This window comes from Paenibacillus sp. JT31N17, assembly GCF_056269255.1.
This window is the reverse complement of the sequence record NZ_JBWDNP010000004.1, coordinates 58,468-83,099: the sequence shown is the minus strand read 5'-3', so window position 1 is coordinate 83,099 and position 24,632 is coordinate 58,468. Positions and strand designations below refer to the sequence as shown.

Sequence of the window (24,632 nt, the reverse complement as noted above, 5' to 3'; positions counted from 1 at the left end):
ATTCCTGTTTAATAGAAGTCGATCTAATCCAATACCCATTTCATGAATTTATTTTTGCGGCCCGCCGGGATACAACCATATCCCCATGAAAAAGGCTGCCCTCACGGCGTTCTTGCGAACACTGGAGAACAGCCTTTCTTTGCTAATGGTTCCGGGAAGATAAAAATAATATAATGGCCATTTCGCACATACTCGTTTCGGCGCACCGGCGACCCGATGAATTTAGGCTTCGTTTTTTATGGATGTCAGTTTGGACTGAGTAAATTGAAGCAAATAATCATAGCCGCCCGCCTTGGAATCCGTTCCCGACATGTTAAAGCCGCCGAACGGATGAACGCCTACCAAAGCGCCCGTGCATTTGCGGTTGATATACAAATTTCCGCAATGCATTTCTTCAAGCGCACAGGAAATCCTCTGCTCTTCGCGTGAAAAGAAAGAGCCTGTCAATCCGTATTCCGTATCGTTATACATGCCGATCGCTTCTTTCCAATCCTCCGCTGCCGCAACCGCCAGAACGGGGCCGAATATCTCCTCCTGCATGATACGCGCTTTGGATTTGACGTCCGCAAACACGGTCGGTTGAATATAGAATCCGTTCCCTTCCGCCTTTTCTCCGCCGACGACCAACCGCCCTTCCTCCTTGCCGATTTCAATATATTCCAAAATCTTGTCATAGGATTTGCGGTCGATAACGGGACCTGCGGGGTAATTGTCTTCCGGAAGCCCGATTTGCAGCTTTCTCGTCAAATCGGCTACTTTCTCCAAAACTTGATCATAAACGGATTTGACGACGATGGCGCGCGAGCCTGCCGAACATTTCTGTCCCTGGAAGCCGAAAGCCGAAGCGACGATAGCGGAGGCGGCTTGATCCAAATCCGCCGTCTCATCCACAACGATACCATCCTTCCCGCCCAGCTCGGCCACGACGCGTTTTATCCAGATTTGACCTTCTGCCGTCCCGGAAGCAATATGATTGATGCGCAAGCCAACCTCTTTGGAGCCCGTAAAATTAATGAATCGCGTTTGCGGATGAGAGGTGATATAATCGCCCACTTCCGCCCCGCTGCCCGGAACGAAATTGATGACGCCCGCAGGCAATCCGACCTCTTCCATTAAAGCCACGAACTTGTGCGCAATAACAGCGGTAGGACTTGCCGGTTTCAGCAGGACGGTGTTGCCGCATACGACCGCCGCGGATGTCATCCCTGCCAGGATGGCCAAAGGAAAATTCCATGGAGGGATAATGGCGCCGACCCCCAGCGGAATATACGTTAACCTGTTTGTTTCCCCACTGAGCTTCGTCAAGGGGCGAAACGTATTGATTTCGCTCAAGCGAATCATTTCTCTTGCGTAAAAATCCAGAAAATCGATGGCTTCCGCCGTATCGGCATCGGCTTCCGGCCAGTTCTTCCCCGCCTCCAATACCATTAAAGCCGAAAATTCATGTTTTCTCAGGCGCATTAAATCCGCAGCGTCAAAAAGGTATTGCGCACGTTCGACGGCAGGCACCTTTTTCCAGCTTTCGAACGCCGCAACCGCAGCGGTCATGGCACGCTCGACCAATTCCACCGAAGCTTTGCTGACATGCCCGATGACCTCATCCAGATTGCCCGGATTTATCGACACGTTTTTTTCTGCTGTCATCACCTTTTCGGCACCGATGAAAAGCGGATATTCGCCGCCCAGCTGTCCCCTGATTTTGTCCAGGGCGGCTTTCATCGCACGCTGATTCTCCACTAATGAGAAATCGGTAAACGGTTCGTTGACAAAAGAAGTACTCATGCTGTTTTTCATCTTCCCACGCTCCTATTTTTGAGGATTGTATAAACATATGATTAGGATAAATCAGATTATGCTGTCCGACTATAGACTGTTCAACATACGTCCTATATTGAACACTTTTGTATCTTTATTGTACATCGTCATACAATATTTGTATATGAATTTGTTTGACCGCTTTTCTATAAATCCGCTGCCGCTATGCCGTCTTCCCGCGGCGTGAGGAGACTTCCATCCTTTAGTCTATGCCCTGCCAAGCGCAAAAAAGCCTGCCCCCTTTTCCTTTTCGGGGCAGGCTTTTTTGCCGGAACAAGCATAAGCTTACATTCAAAACTTGATTCCGTATTCTTTCATTTTGTTATAAAGCGTTCCTCTGGAAATACCAAGCAGCTTGGCGGCTGCGCTTTTATTCCCGTAAGCCTTGTGCAGCGCTTCGTAAATAATCGCGTTCTCTTCCTGATCGGTCAGTCTCGCTTTCAGGGAAATATCCCCCTCTTCAATCCTGCCGTTATCGTGCTGAAGCTCCGAAACCAAGCCTTGGGGCAGTTGTTCTACCGATATGGCGCCGCCATCGCCGAGTACAACGATTCGTTCTACAACATTGCGCAGTTCCCTTATGTTACCGGGCCAATCGTAATTCATCAGCGCAGTCATGACATCCTTATCGGGTTTGGGAATAAGCTTATTGTACTGCAATGAGAATTCCCGCAAGAACGCTTGGACAAGCTCGGGAATGTCCTCCATTCGTTCACGCAGGGGCGGCATTTCAATCCCCATGACATTTAATTTATAATACAGCTCCTCCAGAAAGTAACCCTCCTCCATCCGGGATTGCAAGGAGGCGGATGCGGTCGCAATGATTCGGGTATCCGCTCGAACGGCTTCCTCCCCGCCGATCCGGAGGAAGGAGCCGCTTTTTATAAATTGCAGCAGCTTCAGTTGAATGTGGGGCGGCATCCTGTCGATGTCCTTCAGCAGGAGGGTGCCTCCCGCGGCCAGTTCGAGCTTGCCTGCTTTCCCCCGGTCCCCTTGACTGGTAAACGCCCCTCCCTGATAACCGAACAATTCGGTTTCCAGAAGTCCTCCCGGAAGCGCTCCGCAATGAACCGTAAGGAAGGAAGCGTCCTTCCCCCCTGCTCCGTCATGGATCGCCTGCGCCAGCATTTCTTTGCCTGATCCCGCTTCGCCTGTCAAAAGAACGGGCGTATGAACGCGGGTGAATTTCTTCGCAAGCTCCAACACGCGTTTAAACATAATCCCCGAGCCGATAATGGCGGCAAAAGACCGGTCCTGCTCAACCATTGCGGGAACAGCGGAATAAAGCTCTTCGTTCAAACGGACAATTCGGGTAATGTCCTGTTCCGTGGCGATACCGCCAATGATCCTGCCGTTTTCCATGATGGGGGAGGCGCTGATCAGCACATGGGTATCGGGGGTCGGCTGATGATAGACCTGCCGGACGGGGCGCCCCTCATCCAATACCCGCTGGAGCATAATCGACTCCTGGTCAAAATGCTCGCCGATCTTCCTGCCGATGATCGTTTCCTTGCGAATCCCGTAAACCTGTTCTGCCGCCTGATTCCAATAGATCACTTCTCCTTTTTGGTCAACTGCCGTTACAGCTTCATTAACCGTCTCGACCAGTGCGATAAAATAAGAGGTTAACCGCCGCTTCTCATTAATCAGGCATTCTGCGATCCTGCGGGCAGTTGTCACGCCCCGGATCTCTGACGGATTTTCTCCTATCAGGACAGGCCTGTCCGAAGTCAGTTCCAGCTCCATAAGGCGATTCAACGGACAAATGGGCGATCCGGGAGATTTCGTGAATTTGATCCATTCCCGCAGCTGCATCTTTGGATCCGATAGTTCCAGCAGTACGGATTCACTGTCGGCTACAACATACGCGAGCTTATCTATAAAGACGACAAAACGGTTTTGTTCCAGCAGCACCCGTACTTCCGCCAAGGAAATCTCCTTCTCGATCAGGGCAAAAGACGAATCAATATACAACTGTTCAAAATTGAACATGTTCGATAGTATCCTTTCCTTCGTGACTCTCTTTATTAACTTATCACAGAAGGGAAATCAATTCCAACCCGATATGCTTGAAGAAACCATCCCGCAACTCTAATCCCTAAGAAGCGAAAACATGCCGTATGCGTTCCACCGCCCATTGCAAATCAGCCTCCGAAATCACAAGCGGTGGCGCGAGACGGATAACCTTCTCATGCGTCTCCTTGCACAGCAGCCCTGCCTGCTTCAGCCTCTCGCAATAGGGACGCGCAGGTCCGGCTGTCTCAATCGCGACGAACAAGCCCCGGCCCCGGATATCGATGATGTCGGGGTGGTGAAGCTGTCTCAGCTTTGCAAGCAGTTCTGCACCGAGCGACAAGGATCTATCCGCCAGCTGCTCTTCCTCCGTTACCCGCAGCGCCGCAACCGCAACCGCGCTGGCAAGCGGATTGCCGCCGAAGGTCGAGCCGTGCGAGCCCGGCTCGAATACGCCGAGGATGCTGCTGTCCGCAGCAACGGCCGATACCGGGAACACGCCTCCTCCGAGAGCTTTGCCCAAGATGTAAACGTCGGGAACGACCTCTTCCCAATCGCATGCGAACCGCTTGCCGGTGCGGCCGAAGCCTGTCTGGATCTCGTCCGCCATCAACAGTACGCCCCGCTCCCGGCATAGCGCCGCCGCTCCCTGCAAATAGCCGTCCGGCGGAATAACGATCCCCGCTTCCCCTTGGATGGGCTCGACCAGAAACGCAGCCGTATTCGGCGTGATCGCCTTCTCAAGCGCCTCCAGATCCCCGTAAGGAATGATCTTGAAGCCGGGAAGGAACGGACCGAAGTGCTCGCGATATGCAGGCTCCGAGGAGAACGAAGTGACGGCGAGCGTCCGTCCGTGGAAGTTGCCCTCGCACACGATAATTTCCGCCTGGTTATCAGGAATCCCCTTCACCCGGTATCCCCAGCGGCGGGCTGCCTTGACGGCAGTCTCAACCGCCTCCACTCCCGTGTTCATCGGCAGCATCGTATTTTTGCCGGTCAGCTCTGTCACCAGCTCCATCAGCTCTGCCAGCGGCTCATTATAAAAGGCACGCGACGTTAACGTAACGAGATCGGCCTGACGCTTCAAAGCTTCGATAATCCGCGGATGCCTGTGTCCCTGATTCAGCGCAGAGTAGCCGCTCAGCATATCCATATACCGCCGCCCTTGCTGATCCTCGACCCATACGCCCTCCGCTTCGGCAATGACGATTGGCAGCGGATGATAATTATGAGCTCCAAGACGCTCCGTAATGGAGATTATGTCCCTGGCCTGTTTCATTGTCGTCCCCTCTTCCTAACCGTATTGAATTTATGTGCGCGCCCTGCTTGCTTACCTCTTCCGTCTTACTATATGTGTAAAATAAAGACTTGAGACAGAATAATAAGCAAGAAGAACCGGCTCCGCCGCCCTCTGAAGGCCCCGTTGGTTTCTTCTCTCAGACTTTATAGAACAAGTATAGGAGTGAAGCTTATAAACTCTATAAGCTGCAAAAAAAGGGATGCCTGTTCGGCATCCCTTTCGACCAATCGGTGGCAGCGCACATGTGATACATTCCCCAAGCACTATGCCAGGACAGCAGGCATCTGCTTGTTAAGGACGCCAGCGCTCAGCTGGACTTTATCTTCTTATAATGAAGAGAGAGGCTCAGTCGATCAACCGGTGCTGATACCACTTCTTCCCGGCAAACCGCCACAGGAAGATGGAGCCGCGCACTCCCCATTCACAGTTCATGGCAAGCCAGATGCCGATAATTCCAAAGTCCAGCACAATGCCCAGAATATAACCGAGCACAATCCGGAACAGCCACATGGACAGCATGGCGACGATAGATGTGAATCTTGAGTCGCCTGCTGCCCGAAGCGCTGACGGCATAATGAAGCTGATCGACCAGAGCGGGATTTGGGCAATGATATTGATCAGCACGATCGTAAAAATATCGTCCACGATCTCGGCAGGCGGATGAAACAAACTGACAAGCGGCCCAAACAAGGGAAGAATGATCAAACCCATCAGGATAAAGGCAAAAGACGACAGCCAGAGGAACGATTTTGTAAATTTGCGGGCGTCCTCGATATTGCGTCTCCCCATGCATTGACCGACCACTGTGATCAGCGTAATGGTCAAGGCATTGGAGGGAATTTGGGACAAGCCGGCGAAGGAAGCGCTGATGGCATTGGTCGCGATGGCGAAAGTGCCGAGGCCGACAATGAACACCTGGGTTAAAATCTTTCCGCCATTGAAAAACATCTGCTCCGCCGCAAAGGGAAGACCGACAAACAGGATCCTCTTGAGCATGACCGCATTCACATGAAGCATATCCCGAATTTGAATATGCAGGGTGGTGCTCATCTTCAACAAGAAGAGGATCGCGCAGACTGCAGCCAGATAACGGGCAATGTTCACTGCAATGACCATCCCGTGCACACCCATATGCAGAAAGTTGATAAAAACAATGTTGAGCAGCACGTAAGACAAGTTCATGAACAAGGAAAGGCCCAGCGAAGCCCTGCTCTTCCCAATCCCCCTGAGCGCGCCGCAGACCGCCTCCACGATGGCAATTCCAACATAGGACATACTGCTTCCGACCAGATAAACCTTGGCATTGGCGAATACATCCTCTGAAGCCGCTCCGAACAGCAGATTCAGAACCGGATGGTGAAACACGATGATAAACAGACTGATGGCCAAGGCCAGCAACGAAACCGAGGACACGGAGCTGGCTGCAGCTTTGGAAACCATCAAATCATTGCCGTTTCCTTTATACTGCGCAACCACAACCGTTCCTCCGGTCGATACGGCGACGAAGACCCCGATCAGAAACATATTGAGCGAATCGATCATATTGACCGCGCTGATCGCCGCCACGCCTGACGAGCTGATCATAGCGGTATTCACCAGACTCAGAGATACAATGAAGGCCTGATCAATCAGAATCGGAATGAAAAGGGCAATAATTTGACGATAATCGATTGATTCTCCGGACAAATGCTTCTCCAGGAAACCCTGCGTCCGGATTTTCAATTGGGCTTGATTCAACTCATCACATTCTTTTTGTTGGATTAAGAAGAAGCTTGCTGGCGCCCGTGCCCGTTCTGGGCCGCTTAGCACTTTCTTCCCTCGTGATACGTGCTCATATTTAAAAAAACCCTTCACGTAGAAGAGCTGCGCTTTTAGGCAATATGCAGGAATGATATAAATACCGACGCGTGATCCGCGCACGCTTTTTCCTCTGATAGATGCTATCACTGGGTGAGAAGTCTGTCAACGTAAAATATGCTCCTCTTTTGGAAATGAAATACGGCCCGTTTCTTGAATCGGCTGCAGGACAGCATCCTGACCCCAGCCTGCCAGCACATATATACATAGAGAAAAAAACGGAGCTGCACTTTCACAGGACTCCGTTTTTTCACCGTTTGTATCGATACCTTGTCTATCCTAGCACATCTGCAGCGATTGCAGGGCAATCAGCGCCGCCCCATAGGCCGCATTACGGGCAGGCTTAAGGACCGTGATCCGGGGAAACTCCGCCTGGACGAGCTCCGCAAGCTTCTCATACACATAATGAATATGAGTGAAAACACTCCCGTTTGCCACAAGCGTTATGTCCCGATCCCTAAAACGGAGCGTATGAATGAGTGTTGCCGACATCAAATAAAGCTCGTTCACCGCATCATCCAAAATCCGCTTCGCCCTGCCGTCCCCCGCCAGATGAGCCTCGGACACAACTTTGGCCAACGAGGCAATCTGCGGCTTGCCCGCGGTCTTATACACATATTGAAGGAATAGCTCAGGCTGCTCGATGCCAATCTCCTTCATAATCATCGGGAGCAGCAGGGTCGGAGCCTCACGGCCATCATAGCTGCGGATGGCTGCTTTAATGGCCGTAATGCCAATATCATAGCCGCCGCCTTCATCTCCGATCAGATGCCCCCAGCCGCCGGCACGCGCGCGGTTGCCGCTCAAATCCCGGGCGAATCCAAACGATCCCGTTCCTGATACGAGCGTGATTCCCTCTTGCTTCCCGCTTCCGGCAACAAGCACAGCCTCTGCATCATGGGTAATGGTAAGATTGCCCGTCACCCCGCATTTTTCAAACACGCCGCTTAATACCTGCTTCTCATAGGGGCGGTCGACACCGGCACTGCCAAGACAAAGCGCGGCACAATCAGCTATGCTCCGTCCCGAGATCTCCGCCGTATGGTCAAGCAGCTCGCTCAGCTCCCGCTCAACCTCTTCCACGCTGGTCGCATATATATTAGTCGGCCCGCCCTGCAGCTCAAACAGCTGATTGCCGTCCAAATCCATCATATGCAAAATGCTCTTGGTCCCTCCGCCATCAATTCCAATGACGTATTTCATTTGTCCATCCACCTACCTGCCCTGCGCCGACCGGGCTCCTGCAATAGCTTTGGTGACAAAGCCATTCGCCTCCTCAAGATGCCGAGACGCCTCCGGCTTGCTTAAACCCGTTTCTATCATCACGATTGCGGTCTTCACATGATTGCCGGCGTCAAGCAGCTTGCGCTCCGCCTCTTCGGCCGTTGCGCCTGTTGCCTGCATCAAGATATTGCGGGCCCTCTCTTGCAGCTTCTGGTTGCTCACATGAAGATCAATCATTAAATTCTGATAAACCTTGCCTCTTTTGATCATCGCTGTCGTCGTCAACATATTAAGAATCATTTTCTGAGCGGTTGCCGCCTTGAGACGCGTGGAACCGGTCAGAACCTCAGGCCCGACCTCCACTTCAATGGCTATATCCGCATACTTGCCCAGGATTGAGTTCCGGTTGCAGGCCACCGCTGCGGTAAACGCACCAATTTGCCTGGCATATTGCAAGGCGCCTTTGACATAGGGCGTTCTCCCGCTTGCGGCCAATCCGACCAGAATATCTTTTGCATTCAATTGTCTGCTCTCTAAATCAAGCGCGCCTTGATGCTCATCGTCCTCGGCCCCTTCGACGGCAGTCACGAATGCCCCTTCTCCGCCGGCAATCAACGCCTCAACGGTTTGAGGATCGACGCCAAAGGTAGGCGGAATCTCGGAAGCGTCAAGTACGCCCAATCTCCCGCTTGTTCCGGCTCCAATATAGACCAGTCTGCCGCCCTGCTCCAAAGCCTGCACAATCTTGGCGATTACGGCCTCTATCTCAGGCAGTGCTTGCCGAACCGCTTCAGCAACCTTGCCGTCTTCATCATTCATGATATGGATAATCTCTTTGATGCTTAGTTCGCTTAAGTCAAGCGTTCGTTCATTGCGCTGCTCGGTCACAAGATGCTGCAAGGTGTCCATAAAACATTCCTCCTGTAGTCTTTCCCTGTCGTTGTGTTTACTTGACCGCACCAGCCGTCATCCCGTCCATGAATTGCTTGGATGCAATGATGAATATGACAATCATCGGCAGCGAAGCAAGCGTAAGCCCTGCGAATAGAGTGCTCCAATCGGAAGCATATTCACCGAACAGGGACATCATTCCCACAGGAATCGTCTTCTTGATCTCACTTTGAATAAAGATGAGCGGGAAGAAGAAATCATTCCAGGCGGTTACAAAATTAATAATCATGACGGTGCCCAGTGCCGGACGCATTAACGGCAAGATAATACGCCCCAGAATTTGCATATCGGTACAACCATCGATCTTGGCCGCTTCCTCCAGCTCCCTGGGCAGCGTTCGGAAGAATCCCGTTAGAATCATAACGCCAAGCGGAATTCCCATAGCGCTGTAGATCGAGATGAGCGACCAGGACGAATCGATGAAGCCGATATCCCGCATCAATAAAAATAAAGGTACAATCCCTAATTTGATGGGAATCATCATGCCCAGCAGAAAAATAAACATTAGCGCCCCGTTCCATTTAAACGACGTTCGCGCAATATAATAGGAGGCCAACGAGCATGCAATCAGAATAATAATGACACTGATTCCCGAAACGAAAATACTGTTCCATAAAAACCTGCCGAATGGAAGCTGGTCAAGCAGATTCGCATAAGCGGCAAAGGACAGCTTCCCGGGAAATGCCAGAGGTTTCTTGAATATCTCAATGGTAGTCTTTAATGAGGAGGAAACCATAAGAAACACCGGATACAGGCTCAGGAAAGCAAACAGATAGCCGATTCCGTACTGTATAATTCGAAGCGATACGCTTGGTCTCATACCTGGTTCACCTTCCTTGTCAGAGCCAGGAAAGCGGCTGAAATAATAGAAATAATCGCGAACATGACAACAGCAAGCGCTGAACCAAGTCCGATAGCGACCGAGTCGCTGGATGAGCCCCCGAATGCCGTACGGTAGAAGAATACAGCCATTGTATCGGTTGAATAGTATGGTTCTCCCATCGAGCCCTGCATCGCATATATAAGCTCAAAGGCCTCGAAGGATTGAATAAAGGTAAGCACCGTAATCATAATAATGGGTTGAATCATCAAAGGAAGAACAATCGTGCGAATCATTTTGAGTCCTCTGACGCCGTCCAGACGGGACGCTTCCATCACCTCGACAGGAATCGATTGCAGGCCAGCCAGAAAAATAAGCAGAGACAACCCGACTCCGAACCAGGAGTTTACGAAAATAATCGAGAGCAGAGCGGTGCCCGGATCGCCCAGCCAGGCCATCGTCCATGAATCCAAACCCAATTTATCAAGAAGAACGTTAACCGTTCCATATGTCGGATTTAAAATCAATTTCCATAAAAACCCCACCACAATGACGGATAACAGCCTTGGCAGGAAATAAGCCACTTTGAGAAAGCCCGAGCCTTTAATCTTCTGAAACACAAGATAGGCAAGAAGGAAGGCAATACCGTTCTGGACAACCATCTGTACGACAAAATAGATGACATTATGCTCAATCGCATTCCAAAACATCGTATTGAAAGGCTCAAGCGTAAATAAGTTTTTAAAGTTCTGAAGTCCGATAAAACCAAGCCGCTGAATGCCTTTCCAGTCATACAAGCTGTACGAGAACGCTGCGCATATAGGATAGATAATGAACAGCAAATAAATGGCGAGGGCTGGAATCGGGAACAGATGAATGGACCATCTGTTTCGTTGAAGTCGTTTCGGTTTGTCGGCCATAGAAAAGCTTACACCTCGCTAACATGAATAGAACAAGCGGCAGCCCCGAAAAGTAAGCACCGCCAGCGGACTTATATCCCCACATGTCGGGACTTTATCTTCCGGGGCTTGCCGTCAATGTCGAATCAGATGGTCCGGTTTACGGTTTAAACCAGGTATCCGCGTTCTTCTGAAGCTCTTCCGCTACTTGCTCTGCATTCAACTTATCCAGATATAAGGCCTGCATAGAATTCTCAAGCGTAACCTTGGTTGTCGGGTTGCCGCTGTTGAAATTTGTAACCATCATATACGGAGTCGAAATTGTACCGGCATATTCAGCGAACTGGGCGATGATCGGATCATCGGCAGTTACCCCGGGAATCGGACTGACGCGTTTCATTTCATTAGCGAACAAATTGCCAAATTCGCTGCTTGTTGCAAATTCGAGGAATTTTTTCGCTTCCTCTTTATGCTCTGATTTCGAATTGACCGCATAAGAGCCATCTACATAAGTCGATACGGTTGGTTTACCGCCGGCCGCTTTGGGAGGAACCGGAAACACTCCCAATTCCAGATCAGGATTCATCGATTGGATTACCGCTACGTCAAAATCACCCATAATATACATCGCCGCCTGCTCCGTTACGAACAGGGTTCTCATATCCTCGTAGCTTATACCCATGAATTTATCAGGGAAAAACGGGGTCAAGTCTTTCATTAGCTGCAGGGATTGCACATATTCCGGATCCGTAAATTTCTTCTCGCCTTTGAGCAGCTTGCTTGTAAAGTCGTTACCGCCATATCCTGCAGGACCCATTACACCTTGTGTAATCGAGAGAATCCAGCCATCCTTCCCGCCGAAGCCGAATGGAATCACTTTATTGTCCTTCAGGGTTTGGGAAACCTTAATCAGATCATCCCAAGTTGTCGGCACTTCAATGCTATTGTCTTTAAAGATCTTCTTGTTGTACATAATTGCGACTGTGTTTAGCGCCATGGGCACACCATAGATATTGCCGTCTTTCCCCGTAGATGCCGCCAGTACGTCAGCCGGGAACGCATCCAGGCCAGGAAGGCCGTTTATCGGCTCAATGAAACCGGAATCGCCTAGCGATGTCCCGGCCGCATATGGACGCAGATGAATGATGTCCGGACCTTCGCCGGTTTGCAAGGCAGTGCTCAATACCGTATTGTATTCCGTGCTTTTCGTTGGAGCGAATTCAATTTCAATATTCGGATTCTGTTTGTTGAATTCCGCAAATACTTTCTCATAAACAGCCTTGTCTTCTGTTCGCCAGCTTCCCATGGTCAGCTTCACTTTTTCGCCATTGGATGATCCCGAAGATGCCGCAGCGTTCTCGGACGATGGGCTATTTGCGTTATTGCTGCTGCCACAACCGGATAGAATAACAGACGTGGTAATGAATAATAGGGTTACCAGGCTAAACAAACGTTTCATCTTCATGCTTCCTCTCCCGCTACCTAGTCTATTAATGAGGCCATTACTGCTTCATGAAGGATGGGTCTCAGCTGCTTAATTGGATTATCCCTGCCGTAATGAACCGCATTTGTAAGAAATACGACGGTAATCTCCCGAACAGGATCAATCCAAAGGCTGGTTCCGGTAAAACCCGTGTGCCCGAAGCTCCCGATCGGCCATCCCGGGCCGCAAGCGAGCGTCGAATCCCGGCCGTCCTGGACCTGCCAGCCAATGCCCCGCCCCTCAAATGGAGATTTCGTACAAGATTCTATCCAACCCCTGGTTAATAACGAAAAGCGTTCAGGGTAAAGCCAGCACTGGGCATAAAGCGATAAATCCCCGGCTGACGAGAATAACCCTGCGCTTCCGGATACTCCCCCGAGACGATAACAAGTTTCATCATGCACTTCACCTGCGATGTACTTGCTGCCGTCCCATTCCGTTGGAGCAATCCGATCCTTCCAGGCCGCTGGCGGATTAAAGCAGCTATCAGTCATGCCTAATTTTTTGAATATTCCGTCTTTTGCAAATACATCCAGGCTTTTTCCGGATATGCGAGAGATCAACCATCCGGCGAGTATCATTCCGAGATCGCTGTATTGCACACGTTCGCCTGGTTCAAAATCAAGTGCTTGAGACAAAATTTCCTGCCTGACATCTCTTGCGGCATACCGCTCCCGATAACCCGGCAGCGATGAAGGCAGCCCTGAAGTATGCTGCAGACAGTGGCCGATTGTTACCTTGTCATGCCGGAACTCCGGAATATACTGCTGTACCGGATCACTCAGCGACAGCTTTGATGCTTGGAGCAGGTTCATAATAGCCGGCAGGGTGACGACTACTTTCGTTAGCGAAGCCACATCATACAGTGTCGTTAATTCGGCGCTTCCATAAGAAGCTTGAACCTGCTGCCTGCCTTTGAACCGGACATCCAGTACAGCGCCTGGAATCCGCTTATCCTGAACCCACCGGTTAATTAATTTATTTATTGTTTCCATTGCGCTTAGAGCGGCTCACCGCTTTTCTCGTTCTCTCCAGCAATTCTACCGTTTCGTCATACTGCAGCTGAGCGATCCCCACAAACAGGATATCGATGACATTTAATTGCGTAATTCGGGACGCCATCGCTCCGCTTCGTATGCTCTTCTCTAATGAACTGGTAAACAGCCGGACATCCGCCAGATCAGATACGGGATTGCTGCCGAACTTGGTAAGCGTAATAATCGTAGCTCCGTTCTGCCGTGCAATCGAGAGCGAGCCGATAATATCTTCCGTCTGCCCCGAATACGAGATACCGAACGCCACATCCCCCGCCTTCAAATTCGCCGCCAAGGTCGCCTGCGAGTTGAAATCATACGCAGCCTCGCACCATCGGTCGATACGAGTCAGTTTTTGCATAAAGTCCTGCGCAATTACAGCTGACGCGCCAACGCCGAAGATGCAAATTTTTCTCGTCTTGCCGATGGACTCTATAGCTTTCTCCACTTCCTGGACCGACAGTACCGACAGCGTATCCTGAATGGACTGGGCATTGTTGTGTGATATAGAGTCAATTAAAGCGGATACAGAGCTATTAGGCTGAATTTCCTGATAAGTATCTGTTTCCTTTGAAGCCTGCGCGGTTTGAGCCAGGTCCGCCACAATCCGCATTTTCAAATCCTGAAACCCTTTGAATTGCAATGAACGTGACAATCTAACAATGGTAGCCTCGCTGACACCCGTAAGCTCTGCAAGCTTCTGAACAGAGAGATTCACGATTTGTTCCGGATGCTCCAGTATGAAATCGGCCACTATCTGCTCCTGAGGCTTTAACAAATGAAGAGCCTCCTTAATGCTTACAAGTCCACCATGCATGTGTAAACCCCCACTTTCAGTAACCATGTGTTAAAAATGGATAAAAATGATAATCGTTGTTTACCGGTAACAACTCTTGATCACATGATAAATCATTATTTCATAAATATCAATCGATTTATAAAATATTATTTCACGTTTCATGTGAGGTTTATCCTTTTTGACATGCAATCTGACACAATAGTAACCTTAATGTTACTTGAGCTGCACCAACTAATAAGTGGCAATCAGAAGAGACTATGATAATTCGCCTTCTGGGGAACTGTCATAGCCTCTTCTGATTTTTTTCAACTCCGTATGGGTATAAGGGTCATTCAAACAAAAAACGCCCCGCCTCAAAAAGAAGCGAAGCATTAACCTTGTCCAGCTATCCTCTTCTCCTATGCCTGCGCTTGAACAAAGCGCATCCGATGCCACCTGAGCCATGCGCTCACGGCGGCTGCCAGAAGCACTGAACAAGTAATACCGAAGGTGAGTATCATCGCATGACGATCCGAGCCCAGGGCTCCGTATATTTTTACGCCGAGAATCGGCATAACGCCGTTGCTTACCATAATCAGCGTATGATAGATAGAGATATTCATCGTACTGTTGCCGGACGGGATCGCTTCGAGCAGGCACTGAACCAGCGCCAGCTGCAGGGCTCCAATGATAAAGCCGGCAATGGTATTGCCGATCAGGAAGAAAGGACGCGCAACTCCGGGGTCCAGCTGCAAGGCCAGCATCATCGCAACAGAAGCCAGTATATAGCCCCCAATGCCGTAAATAAGCGTATATCGTATTCCTTTGCGCGAATTCAGCCTGCTCCAAAAGCCAATCGACAGAAACTGGGCCGCCGCAGAGGCGACGTTGATCGAGCTCAGCCAAGCCTCGTTAGCCTGCAGATAGCGGATTTGCGACAGAAAAGTTAAAGACCACTGCATATGCCAACCCATATGAAAAATGACCGCCACGACCAGAAAACCGATAAACCGCCGACTGGCAAAACTCTTGCGGAAGGCATCCATAAAATCCTTGAACCTCAGCACAGCCTGCCGCCTCGTATCCCCTCCGGTAATCCGCCGAAGAACGAGCACCTGGCCAATGGCGAAGAGAAAGCACAGCATGCAATAAGCTTGATGAACGAGAATCTTCTGCTGCCCTGCCGCCTGGGATAAAATAACCCCCGCAAGCAGCGGAACGATAATCCCTACCGCAAAGGTCAGCTTCGTGCGCAGCGTATAGGCCGCATTTCTGCCTTCCTCCGGAATTACATCCGAGAAGTAAGCCTGCCAGGAGGACATATAGATGGAGAGCGGAATACTGGCCAGCGGCAGCAGGCATAGATACATGATGATGGCGTGATTCCCGATAAACGGCGACAGTCCGATCAGAAAGTAGACAAGTCCAAATAAAAAAGCGGTCCACATGACCACCGGCCGCTTGTTAGCCAGCCGGTCGATCAAGAGCGCGCTCGGAATAAGGACGAGAATGCCCATAAGCGGAGGAAGCGATGAAACCAGACTGATCTGAAAGTCGGTCGCTCCGATCCGGGTCGCGAACAGATTCGAGTTATTGTTGCCCAGCTGGACGAACAGCGTCGCCAGAATGCCTTCTAGGGCAAACAGCGCGGCATTGCCGGACGTCAGCCTCCGGATTATTTGTCCTGGATGAATTCGATCACTTCCCCGCCAGGAGCATCAACGAAGCAAAACCGCATGCGGACGATTTCCCCCGAACGGGCATGAATGTCCGCATCTTGCGGTGCAAAGCGGGCTACGCCGCCGGCCTCCACCGCTTTGCGCACCGATTCCTCGATATCTTCGGTTCGCAGGGCAACATGCTGCCATTTGCCTTCTCCAAAATCCTCGGACGACTCGAATATCTCCAGAAAGTCTCCATCCCCCAAATCAACCAGAATAGCATGGTCGGAAGCCCCGTCCTTCCCCCACTCCACCACAAACCGGGCGTCCAGACCTTCCATATAGAACTTCACCGTCCGGGCAAGATCCGGCGTCTTCAGGCAAATATGATGAATGCCCAGCTTTTTATTTGTCGTATACATTAGGATTTAATCGCTCCCGCAATCGTATTGAGATAATACTTCTGGAAGATCAGGAAGATAATGACGACCGGAACAATAGATAGAAAAGTGCTCGCCGCCACATAACCAAACTTGTAATTGAATTGCCCGCTCAGCGTCTGCAGCGCCGCCGCGATGGGATACTGCTTGGCATCCAATACGATCATCGGCCACAGGAACGCGTTCCATTTGTTAATAAAGTCGAAGATAATGACAGTCGAGATGGACGGCATGATCGCCGGAATCATAACGCTTGCCCAGGTCCGCAGCTCGGATGCCCCGTCGATCCGGGAAGCCTCCATCAATTCACGCGGCACTCCCAGGTAGGATTGCCGCAGCAGAATGATGCTGAATACGCTCACGCCTCCCGGCAGGATCGCACCCATATAGGTGCCCAGCATGCCCAGGCTTGAAATGGTCAAATAATTGACGACAAGTCCTGCCGCCGCGGGAAGAATCATGGCGCTGATGAGTGCCGTAAACACGACCTTCTTGCCGTAGAAATCCATTTTGGCAAGCGCATAGGCACATAAGGCGGAACAAACCACATCAATGAAAATGCCGCCAAACGTGATAATGACCGAGTTGAAGAAAAACTTTTGCAGTCCCATAAAGGTAATAACGCCCGTATAGTTGGAGAGAGTAATGTGGCTGAACAGATTCAGCTCATAAATATTCTCATTCACCTTGAACGAAGCGCTCAGCAGCCACAGGAATGGACCTACGCACAGCACCGCAAGCAGAATAAGAATGAGATAAAGAACGGCGCTGCCCGCCCTGACCTTGAATGATGGGCTTACACGCCTGCCGCTTTGCAGCTTGCCCGTCGTGGAGTTAGTCATTGTGGCTCATACCTCCTTTATTCCCGTACACAAACACGATGGCGCTAAAGATGGATGTAACGACCGCCAGAACGAGGCCAACCGCCGAGGAATACCCGAAATCGAAATTCTGGAACGCCTGGTTGTAAGAATAGAGATTGGTTACCAGCGTCGCCTTGTCAGGTCCGCCGCCAGTCATGACAAACACCACATCGAACACTCCAACCGCCGCCATAACGGAAGTCAGCGTACAGAACCAGATATAGGGCTTAAGCAAAGGAACCTTGATCCGGATGAAGCTGACGAGCTTGCTCGCCCCGTCGATGGTTGCCGCCTCCTCCAGATCCTCGGGGATCGACTGCAGTCCCGCCAAATAGAGCATCATATAGTAACCCAGTCCCTGCCAGATGGTAACGAACATAATCGTAATCATCGCCAGACGGGAATCGTTCAGGAAATAGATGGGTTCGTTGATCACATGATTATGAATCAGGAACGTATTAATGATGCCATCGGGATTCAAAATAAACTTCCATATGATGCCTACGGCCATCATGGAGGTGACGACGGGGAGATAGAATAATACCCGGAACGTCTTTACTCCCTTTATTTTGCGGTTAACCATCGAGGCAACGATAATCGACAAAATTTGAAGCGGCGGAACGACCAATACGAATATGGCTGAATTATATAACGATTTGATAAAGTCGCTATCGCGAAATGCTCTCTCGAAATTATCGAGGCCCACGAATTTCTTCTCTCCGATGATGGAGTAGTCATAGAATGACAATGGTATGCTGTACACGATCGGATAAAACACGAAAACGGCAAGCAGAATCAGAGCCGGAGCCATGAATAAATAAGCCTTGCCGGTCTCCTTCCATTTTCGTTTCGAGAGCCTGAAACCCATAATGATCCTCTCCCCTATTCAAGCTCCCCGCTTCCCCATCCCAAGAGAAGGATAGGGAAGGAAAATCCGGGGATCGCCGGCAAATTCCGCCGCTGCCTTATTTATTGTTTTTAGCAAGCATCTCGTTGACTTTTTTCTCCGCCTTGTCGAGCGCAACCTGCGGTTCCACATTAGCCATGAATATTGCTTCCGAGATCGTGTCGATCTCTTTCTTCACTTCGTCGTCATTGGCAACGCCGAGCGTCGCATCGCTCATATGCGCGCTGGATTTGGCTGCCGCCGCGTTCGCCTGACCTTCGATCGTTTGGGTATCCGAGGTAAAGAATGGATCGGCGGCTGCTTTGATCGTACTTGGGAAAATCGGAACCAGCTTGCAGAAGGCGAGTTGATTCTCGTCATTCGTCAGGAAATTGGCGAAAGCGATCGCTTCCTGCACATGCTTGCTGCCTGTCGGCACGACCAGATCCTGCACCGGTCCGAGCGTAATGTTGGCAGAGCCTACAATTGCATCTGCAATGCCCATGTTGCTGTAAATATTCGGCGCTTCATCTTTAATTCTTTTCACCGTTTGCGGACCCGTGCTGATGGATGCCAGCTTGCCTGTAGAGAACTGTTGGATTTGGCTGTCCCAGCTATCCCAGCCCGTCTTCGAGATATAACCGCCGTCAATGCCTTCTTTGTATTTGTTAAGCAGCGCAAGCGTTTCAGGCGTGTTAAAGGCCGCTGTCTTCTTGTCGGCAGAAAGCACCGGAATGTTGTTCATCAGCAGAATTTGCGTCAGCGAATCCGGAAGAACCATATAAGCGCCAGTCGCATCTTTCATCTGCTTCGCAGTCGCAAACATGTCTTCATATGTTTTCGGAGGCTGAAGACCCGCCTTATCATAGAGCTCTTTGTTGTACATTTGAATGGACGGCGTCGTGTACCATGGGAAGGCATAGATGCCATCTCCCAGCTTGGCCGTATCCAGCAATGTCGGAGCATAAATACTCTTCTGCTCATCAGTCGCTTCCTTGTTCAGATCGACCAATGCACCCTTGCCCGCCAATGTGAGCGCCAATTGGGACCAGATGTTCACGACATCCGGCGCTTTACCGCCAGCCGTTGCCGCAATCAGCTTATTCTGGATCGCATCCTGGGGCAGATCCTGCCAGTCGATGGTGATGTTCGGATGCTGCTCCGTGAATTTGTCGATGACGCCCTGGATATAATCCGTAAACGTCGGCTTGAGCGACAAGGTCCAGAACTCCAGTGTGATCGGTTCCGCGCTTGCTTCCGGTTCCGTCGTATCGGATCCGTTTGTGCCGGCATTGGCAGGCGTATTGGCCCCGGAGGAAGCATTGTTCCCGTTATCGCTTGATCCTCCACAAGCCGTAAGCGCAATTGCCAGTACGAATGTTAATAGTACGACCAGTGTTTTTTTCATGTTCGACTTCATCCCCTTATTTTTTATGTATAAATGACGATTCTCTCAAGGCGGTGAACCTTCATCTATCATCATTGCCGGGTACTTCTGAGAAAAAGCTTTCAGCTTACGCTTCACCAGACTATTGTCGCCTGCTCCACCGGATGATCACCGGCCTTTAGATAAAGCGCCGGAGTCCTTCCAGACAGCGTCTGGCGCCATCCAGCTGCGGGTACATAAGCTCGGATTCATGCTCGACGATGAGCCACTCCGTGCCTGCCTGTTCGCTTTCGCGCAGGATAGCCGGCCAATCGTTCATATCGCCGTCTTCCCCGATATAGCTCTCCAGTCCCGTTTTCCCGGAGAACGGCTTACAGTGGAGGAGCTTCGGCCGCCCGGCGATGGCGGACAGCACCTGAGGCGTATCCGCACCCGCCTCCGCGCAATTTCCGGTATCCACTTCAAGAATAATGTCGGAATCCGTAAACCGGCGCAGCAAATCCCATGGCGTCGTTTCTCCATAACGGGTGGCAAATTCATGCGCATGCGTATGATAGCCGAGCTGCAGGCCATGCTCCCGCAATTGAATATGCAGGGAATTCATGGCTTCCGCATGCTTAATCCAGACCTCGGGACTGTCTTCCTCAAGCGTATGTGCGATTTCCCAAGGCCCGCCGAGAGCGGGTATGATTACCGCGGGTGTACCGGCTTTCAGATGATAATCGACCGTTGCAGGCAGAGTTTCCGGTTGAAGCAGCTTCCATTCCGTATGCCAGCCGCAATGGGTCAATTCATAACGATTCAGAAGCTCCCTGATCCGCTCCGGCGGGTGGGTGAATTCGCCGTAAAATTCCACCCCATCATATCCAAGCTCCTTAACGCGCTCAAGCGTCCATTCCAGATCGGATTGAAGCTCATGGAATACAGAGTACAGACCTAGTGCAATACGCATGGATAGCTTCACTCCCCTTATTGGCCGCGTGCTGATTGACGCCTGCACCATTCCGTGGCATTGATAAGCAGTTTAACCATTTGTTGGTTTGTAAGCGCTTCCTTCGTGTGTCCGGGTATCAGTCCCGCCACTCGCCCGGCCCCTACTGTATGGGCCCATGCGCCAGCTGTCGTCACATATTTGGACGTGCTCATCATAAGCATATCCGTACGGGAGGTATCGACCTGGCAGTAATAATGCTCGTCACTGACCGTAAATGCGTCTATCCCCTCCAATATCGGATGCGACACATTGCGGATGGGAATCGTGGTAACCGGCACATGGTCGGGCGAGTGCTCGATGAAGCGCCCGGAGCCAAGCTTAAGATAGAAGGGGCTGTCGGCTTCGATTAATACCAGGCCCGCATGGACGAACATAACGCCCATGCCCTCTTCAACCATAGCCACAATCCGATCCTGCTCTTCATAGGATAAGTCCGTCTCTCCCGCCGGTCTTCCGTTCGTGAAGAACAGCACCAGATCGATCGGCTCTTCCGTATCGAACAAGTCGCGTACCCGGTCGGTTCGAACGATATTCCATCGCGATTCGTCCAATACCGCCTCCATGGCCGGATCGATGATTTCCTTCGGGTGATAGTAATCATCCCGAATCAGATAAGCCGTTTTGCCCATAACAATCTCCTCCTAGTTAAATACATGCCGGATCCGGGAAGCCGCATCAGAGTCCAGCAGCACTTCGCAGTTTGGATGAAGCTGCACAACCGAAGCGGGGATATCCGTCGTCACCGGGCCGAGCAGGGCCTGCTCGATGATTTCCGCTTTCCGCGCCCCTTTGGCGATGAGAATCAGCTTGCGGGTGTGCATAATGTTTTTTATCCCGCGGGTCAGGCCGCCCAGTTCGTGCTCGGCGGTTACTCCTGTTTCCCTGCGGACACGGGCTTCAAAATCAGGGTCCATCGGCGATACCCAGGTATCGCTCTCAAACGGAGTTCCCGGTTGATTGATGCCGATATGGCCGTTCATTCCGATTCCGAGCATCTGCAAATCCGCTCCGCCCCGGCTGGCCAGCCTGTTCTCGAATATCCGGCACTCTTCCTCAAAATTATCCGACAGCGTCGGAGGCATGATGAAGTTGTCCTCCGGTATACCCAGATGCTTGACCAGCTGTTCATAAATCATCGTGTAGCAGCTTCCCGCGTATTCCCGTTCCAGGTTCGTCAGCTCATCTACGTTGAAGAAGGTTACACGCGACACATCGAATGGGAACTGCCGGTAGATTTCGGATACGATATGATGCATGCCCCCGGTTGTCTGGCCGGTAGAGAGCCCGATAACCGAATCGGGCTTCTGCAGGATTTGGGCGATGATTCTCCATGCGCTGGCGGTATCGAATTGCTGTTCATCCGGCATGATGGTTATTTTCATGGTTGGCCTCCCTGGATTTCCACTTTATCCGCCAAGCGCCCCTCCGGTATAACCAGAGCCAGCCAAGGCTGTTTGCGATTTATAATTTCAGCGGTTATCGTCACTGACGCTCCCGCGCTTACCTGCAGCTCATGTTCAGCAAGCTTCAGATTAGAGGTCCTCAGCTCCAATCGGGCAGCCTCCGCCCCGCTTGCCGTCAGATGGATGTGAACCTTGTTTTCCTCCACAGTATAGGAGGATTGAATCGTGTAGAATGGAGCCGTCAATTCATAATCCTTGCCGCTCAGAAGGGTTATGCGCTTGCTTTTCCCCTGATAGGAAGCCTCGTATTCGCCCGCCGGAAGCTTCACAACCACCTTGCCTGTGCGGTATTCAGGCGTAACCGTCATTACGCTGCCGCTCTGAATATGCCGAAACGATACCTCCGCGCCCTCTTCCCATGTCAGATACCCGGTAACGCGGGCCGGACCGGAAATCTGCGAAACGAGGAGCAGATGCCGGATGCTGGGATGGACCCACAGCTCCCGGTATACGGCATTGTTTGCATGCGGCCAATACGGTATATCCTCATTGCGGTAGCTTTGAATGCCAACGCACATCGAGCCGGTTAATTCACCGGGCAGGCAGACGTACTGCTGCGCGTAATCATACCCTTCTCCAATCATCATCGACTGTCTGAACGGGTTCTTGCCGACAACCCATTCGAGCTGCCGCTGCGCAATCTCTGCGAGCTGTCCGTCATTGCGCAGATGCGCGGAGAGCGCTGCCGCATGGCCGCCTGCAAGCACGATGGCATTGCTGCCCCGGAAGCTGAACCAGACCGGCATCCGTCTGAGATAGTAGCCTCCGCCCAGCCGGATTCCCTGCTGCACCTGCTCACGGTAGTCATCGAACATCTGCTGCTCCGCATGTGGCTGCTGCTTCAGGAACAGCTCCGGGTCGTCGATCGCTTCGTCTTCATGATAAATGGAAGCCGGTGTTACAAAGTAGGGCTCCATCAGCCCGCATATCTGCTTCAAATACTCGCTGTACAGCACAACGCCGTGATACCAATTCATCCAGCCTGGATGCTCCGGAAACAGCCCGCACAACCTCGTCAGCGCCATAATCGGCTCATTCTCGTGAGAGCGGTGATTATAATGCTGAATGATCCGCTTATCCGTGTCCCGGTAGAAGAAGCCCGTAAGCGGAATATCCCAGTCCGGAATTTCCTGCTGCTGGCAGCTCAGAATGAGAGCAGCCAGTTCAACCGCTTTCTCTTTGTAGAACGGATCTCCGCCCGCCTCAAACAAATCGCAGGCCGCCCAGCAGGCTGCCGCATATAGCAGCAGCGGTGACGATACCCGGGCAGGGTCCATAGCTTCCACGTACTGCTCCTGATCAATCTTCGCGTAGGCGCTCTGCCAGTCTTCGCCCGCAACCCGGATCAAATAGGCGCTTTGCTGCGGATCGATGTCCTTCAGCACTTTCGCTGCCAATGCCTCGGCGCCCGCCGCCATGAAATTCTCGATCGCCAAATCCTGCGCTTCGGAATTAATCTGGTCCTCCGCACCCAGAATGCCGCTGGTCCAAACGGAAGTCCCGCTACCCATCGTGCGGAAGCCGTCCCCGAACCGTGTCTTCAGCATCCACTCCAGGCCCCACTTGCCTTCCTCCACAAGCCTTGTGAACAAAGGCTTATCCTCCCGGAATTTCAAGGCCGCTGCGAAGAAGGCATATACCGCCTCGCCCGTATTCGTCAGATTCTGCGACATGTCCGCCGCGTCATGCCAGCCTCCGTTGGCCACCACGCTTTTGTCTCCGTGCTTGTTGACCACATTGCCGTGGCAGTACTTGTGCACGCCCGGCACCTCGAAGCCGCACCGCTCGCAGAAGAACAAATTGACCGTCTTCCAGACGCTGTCCTCCCAGACATGGTCCCCGATCGGGAATACGCGCGTTACCTCGTCTCCGGCTACGATGAGATAGTTCCCGCTTTCCCGAACCTCCGAGAAATCCAGGACACCGAATTTGGCCATTCCATTCGCAACTTTCCGGATTTCCTTCTCCAGGACGACCTTTCCCGTGCCGGCTTGTACAAGCTTGAAGGAATCCGTTTTCATTTCGCCGGCAATCGCCGTCTTGGATGACCCTGTCTGATAGCCGCTCCCGCATATGGAGATCCGCCCGGATTCAACCTCCCAGCCTTTATAAGGATCCGCTGCTTCTATGACTTCAAGGGCGATATCCTTGATGTAAAAGCGGGCGGTTGTCGCTGCTTCATTCTCATTCCCGACAATGTCGTAGCCAAAGTACAAGCCTGTGATACAATCGCGGTCGATATTGGGGATTTCCAGTACGACCTGATTCCATGTATGGTTGATCAGGTTCATATTGTGGCAGCCTTCGCGGTAATAGAAATCCGGAACCGGGAACTCTCCCTTGTTGATCAGCTGCAAATGGAGACTGACGAACTTGAAGCCCGGCAGCTCCGGCCTGACCTGGAATGAAATCCTGTTGTATGCCGTCCAATCCTCGCGGTCAAAGCGGTGCAGTATCGATGGAGTGGCATAGATTCTCGCGTAATCATGTTCCCATGTATCAATCCGGGTGGGACTTGTCATCAATAAGGTCTGTTTGCCATTCCCGCTATAGTCGCTGCTGAGCTCCAGATTCCCGTACTTCCCCTGCAGCTCCCAGCCACTCAGCGAATCCGTGATATTCAGCGGACGGCTCGTCACGGCAGGCTTGGCGGCCAAACGGACTTCAGCCGCTTCTGAAGGATCAAATGGAATCGGAGCATGTATGTAGTTGCTCTCTTCTATCGCTCTTCTCAATTTGTCATTCATTTCGCACCTCATAGCTG

Annotated in this window: 20 protein-coding genes; all 20 read right to left on the bottom strand. The window is 51.5% G+C overall.

The genetic code is table 11. The features are described 5' to 3' along the window. Window positions 1-222 precede the first annotated feature (222 nt). On the bottom strand, window positions 223-1,794 hold the full coding sequence (gene pruA, locus AC0YOB_RS15970) for an L-glutamate gamma-semialdehyde dehydrogenase (RefSeq protein ID WP_475793619.1): 1,572 nt from the start codon (window positions 1,792-1,794) through the stop codon (window positions 223-225). Between the two features lie 312 nt (window positions 1,795-2,106). Then, window positions 2,107-3,807 (bottom strand): sigma-54 interaction domain-containing protein, encoded by a 1,701-nt coding sequence (locus AC0YOB_RS15965; protein WP_475793618.1) that lies wholly within the window; start codon window positions 3,805-3,807, stop codon window positions 2,107-2,109. Window positions 3,808-3,913: 106 nt separating this feature from the next. Further along, window positions 3,914-5,107 (bottom strand): ornithine--oxo-acid transaminase, encoded by a 1,194-nt coding sequence (locus AC0YOB_RS15960; RefSeq protein ID WP_475793617.1) that lies wholly within the window; start codon window positions 5,105-5,107, stop codon window positions 3,914-3,916. A gap of 366 nt (window positions 5,108-5,473) precedes the next feature. After that, window positions 5,474-6,865: an MATE family efflux transporter gene (locus AC0YOB_RS15955; protein ID WP_210045050.1), complete on the bottom strand. Its 1,392-nt coding sequence runs from the start codon at window positions 6,863-6,865 to the stop codon at window positions 5,474-5,476. Between the two features lie 399 nt (window positions 6,866-7,264). After that, complete coding sequence (locus AC0YOB_RS15950) at window positions 7,265-8,188, bottom strand: BadF/BadG/BcrA/BcrD ATPase family protein (RefSeq protein WP_475793616.1); 924 nt, start codon at window positions 8,186-8,188, stop codon at window positions 7,265-7,267. Window positions 8,189-8,200: 12 nt separating this feature from the next. Next, entirely contained in the window at window positions 8,201-9,118 is a 918-nt protein-coding gene (gene murQ, locus AC0YOB_RS15945; protein WP_475793615.1) for an N-acetylmuramic acid 6-phosphate etherase, read from the bottom strand. Between the two features lie 37 nt (window positions 9,119-9,155). Next, entirely contained in the window at window positions 9,156-9,980 is an 825-nt protein-coding gene (locus AC0YOB_RS15940; RefSeq protein WP_475793614.1) for a carbohydrate ABC transporter permease, read from the bottom strand. Next, a complete protein-coding gene (locus AC0YOB_RS15935) occupies window positions 9,977-10,900 on the bottom strand; it encodes a carbohydrate ABC transporter permease (RefSeq protein ID WP_210045054.1) in 924 nt (307 codons plus the stop codon). Before AC0YOB_RS15935 ends, AC0YOB_RS15940 begins: the two co-directional genes overlap by 4 nt. Window positions 10,901-11,039: 139 nt before the next feature. Further along, the gene (locus tag AC0YOB_RS15930) at window positions 11,040-12,338 is read right to left on the bottom strand and encodes an ABC transporter substrate-binding protein (RefSeq protein ID WP_475793613.1); all 1,299 of its coding nucleotides are present in this window, start codon (window positions 12,336-12,338) and stop codon (window positions 11,040-11,042) included. Window positions 12,339-12,361: 23 nt separating this feature from the next. Next, the gene (locus AC0YOB_RS15925) at window positions 12,362-13,357 is read right to left on the bottom strand and encodes a serine hydrolase domain-containing protein (RefSeq protein ID WP_475793612.1); all 996 of its coding nucleotides are present in this window, start codon (window positions 13,355-13,357) and stop codon (window positions 12,362-12,364) included. Beyond that, window positions 13,341-14,213: a MurR/RpiR family transcriptional regulator gene (locus AC0YOB_RS15920; protein WP_475793611.1), complete on the bottom strand. Its 873-nt coding sequence runs from the start codon at window positions 14,211-14,213 to the stop codon at window positions 13,341-13,343. The genes AC0YOB_RS15925 and AC0YOB_RS15920 overlap by 17 nt, the downstream gene beginning before the upstream one ends. Before the next feature lie 380 nt (window positions 14,214-14,593). Continuing rightward, window positions 14,594-15,757, bottom strand: a complete 1,164-nt coding sequence (locus AC0YOB_RS15915) for an MFS transporter (RefSeq protein ID WP_475793927.1) — start codon at window positions 15,755-15,757, stop codon at window positions 14,594-14,596. A 92-nt stretch (window positions 15,758-15,849) separates the two neighbouring features. After that, window positions 15,850-16,257 carry a VOC family protein gene (locus AC0YOB_RS15910; RefSeq protein ID WP_475787446.1) on the bottom strand — a complete coding sequence of 136 codons (408 nt, stop codon included), beginning with the start codon at window positions 16,255-16,257 and terminating at the stop codon, window positions 15,850-15,852. Further along, window positions 16,257-17,117 carry a carbohydrate ABC transporter permease gene (locus tag AC0YOB_RS15905; RefSeq protein ID WP_475793610.1) on the bottom strand — a complete coding sequence of 287 codons (861 nt, stop codon included), beginning with the start codon at window positions 17,115-17,117 and terminating at the stop codon, window positions 16,257-16,259. The genes AC0YOB_RS15910 and AC0YOB_RS15905 overlap by 1 nt, the downstream gene beginning before the upstream one ends. After that, window positions 17,110-18,006, bottom strand: a complete 897-nt coding sequence (locus AC0YOB_RS15900) for a carbohydrate ABC transporter permease (RefSeq protein ID WP_475793609.1) — start codon at window positions 18,004-18,006, stop codon at window positions 17,110-17,112. The genes AC0YOB_RS15905 and AC0YOB_RS15900 overlap by 8 nt, the downstream gene beginning before the upstream one ends. A gap of 97 nt (window positions 18,007-18,103) precedes the next feature. Continuing rightward, window positions 18,104-19,432 carry an ABC transporter substrate-binding protein gene (locus AC0YOB_RS15895; protein ID WP_475793608.1) on the bottom strand — a complete coding sequence of 443 codons (1,329 nt, stop codon included), beginning with the start codon at window positions 19,430-19,432 and terminating at the stop codon, window positions 18,104-18,106. A gap of 157 nt (window positions 19,433-19,589) precedes the next feature. Continuing rightward, entirely contained in the window at window positions 19,590-20,363 is a 774-nt protein-coding gene (locus AC0YOB_RS15890) for a sugar phosphate isomerase/epimerase family protein (RefSeq protein WP_475793607.1), read from the bottom strand. A 17-nt stretch (window positions 20,364-20,380) separates the two neighbouring features. After that, window positions 20,381-21,034 carry a ThuA domain-containing protein gene (locus tag AC0YOB_RS15885; RefSeq protein WP_475793606.1) on the bottom strand — a complete coding sequence of 218 codons (654 nt, stop codon included), beginning with the start codon at window positions 21,032-21,034 and terminating at the stop codon, window positions 20,381-20,383. 12 nt (window positions 21,035-21,046) lie between these two features. Continuing rightward, window positions 21,047-21,787 carry a 6-phosphogluconolactonase gene (locus AC0YOB_RS15880; RefSeq protein ID WP_475793605.1) on the bottom strand — a complete coding sequence of 247 codons (741 nt, stop codon included), beginning with the start codon at window positions 21,785-21,787 and terminating at the stop codon, window positions 21,047-21,049. Beyond that, window positions 21,784-24,615 carry a glycoside hydrolase family 9 protein gene (locus AC0YOB_RS15875; RefSeq protein ID WP_475793604.1) on the bottom strand — a complete coding sequence of 944 codons (2,832 nt, stop codon included), beginning with the start codon at window positions 24,613-24,615 and terminating at the stop codon, window positions 21,784-21,786. The genes AC0YOB_RS15880 and AC0YOB_RS15875 overlap by 4 nt, the downstream gene beginning before the upstream one ends. Window positions 24,616-24,632 lie beyond the last annotated feature (17 nt).

Excerpts from the sequence above, each read along its gene's own strand:
- AC0YOB_RS15895 (WP_475793608.1), bottom strand. The coding sequence starts at position 19,432 with ATGAAAAAAACACTGGTCGTACTATTAACATTCGTACTGGCAATTGCG.
- AC0YOB_RS15875 (WP_475793604.1), bottom strand. The coding sequence starts at position 24,615 with ATGAATGACAAATTGAGAAGAGCGATAGAAGAGAGCAACTACATACAT.
- AC0YOB_RS15890 (WP_475793607.1), bottom strand. The coding sequence starts at position 20,363 with ATGCGTATTGCACTAGGTCTGTACTCTGTATTCCATGAGCTTCAATCC.
- AC0YOB_RS15880 (WP_475793605.1), bottom strand. The coding sequence starts at position 21,787 with ATGAAAATAACCATCATGCCGGATGAACAGCAATTCGATACCGCCAGC.
- AC0YOB_RS15960 (WP_475793617.1), bottom strand. The coding sequence starts at position 5,107 with ATGAAACAGGCCAGGGACATAATCTCCATTACGGAGCGTCTTGGAGCT.
- AC0YOB_RS15910 (WP_475787446.1), bottom strand. The coding sequence starts at position 16,257 with ATGTATACGACAAATAAAAAGCTGGGCATTCATCATATTTGCCTGAAG.
- AC0YOB_RS15940 (WP_475793614.1), bottom strand. The coding sequence starts at position 9,980 with ATGAGACCAAGCGTATCGCTTCGAATTATACAGTACGGAATCGGCTAT.
- AC0YOB_RS15900 (WP_475793609.1), bottom strand. The coding sequence starts at position 18,006 with ATGGGTTTCAGGCTCTCGAAACGAAAATGGAAGGAGACCGGCAAGGCT.
- AC0YOB_RS15885 (WP_475793606.1), bottom strand. The coding sequence starts at position 21,034 with ATGGGCAAAACGGCTTATCTGATTCGGGATGATTACTATCACCCGAAG.
- AC0YOB_RS15930 (WP_475793613.1), bottom strand. The coding sequence starts at position 12,338 with ATGAAACGTTTGTTTAGCCTGGTAACCCTATTATTCATTACCACGTCT.
- AC0YOB_RS15935 (WP_210045054.1), bottom strand. The coding sequence starts at position 10,900 with ATGGCCGACAAACCGAAACGACTTCAACGAAACAGATGGTCCATTCAT.
- AC0YOB_RS15965 (WP_475793618.1), bottom strand. The coding sequence starts at position 3,807 with ATGTTCAATTTTGAACAGTTGTATATTGATTCGTCTTTTGCCCTGATC.
- AC0YOB_RS15925 (WP_475793612.1), bottom strand. The coding sequence starts at position 13,357 with ATGGAAACAATAAATAAATTAATTAACCGGTGGGTTCAGGATAAGCGG.
- pruA (WP_475793619.1), bottom strand. The coding sequence starts at position 1,794 with ATGAAAAACAGCATGAGTACTTCTTTTGTCAACGAACCGTTTACCGAT.
- AC0YOB_RS15905 (WP_475793610.1), bottom strand. The coding sequence starts at position 17,117 with ATGACTAACTCCACGACGGGCAAGCTGCAAAGCGGCAGGCGTGTAAGC.
- AC0YOB_RS15950 (WP_475793616.1), bottom strand. The coding sequence starts at position 8,188 with ATGAAATACGTCATTGGAATTGATGGCGGAGGGACCAAGAGCATTTTG.
- AC0YOB_RS15920 (WP_475793611.1), bottom strand. The coding sequence starts at position 14,213 with ATGCATGGTGGACTTGTAAGCATTAAGGAGGCTCTTCATTTGTTAAAG.
- murQ (WP_475793615.1), bottom strand. The coding sequence starts at position 9,118 with ATGGACACCTTGCAGCATCTTGTGACCGAGCAGCGCAATGAACGAACG.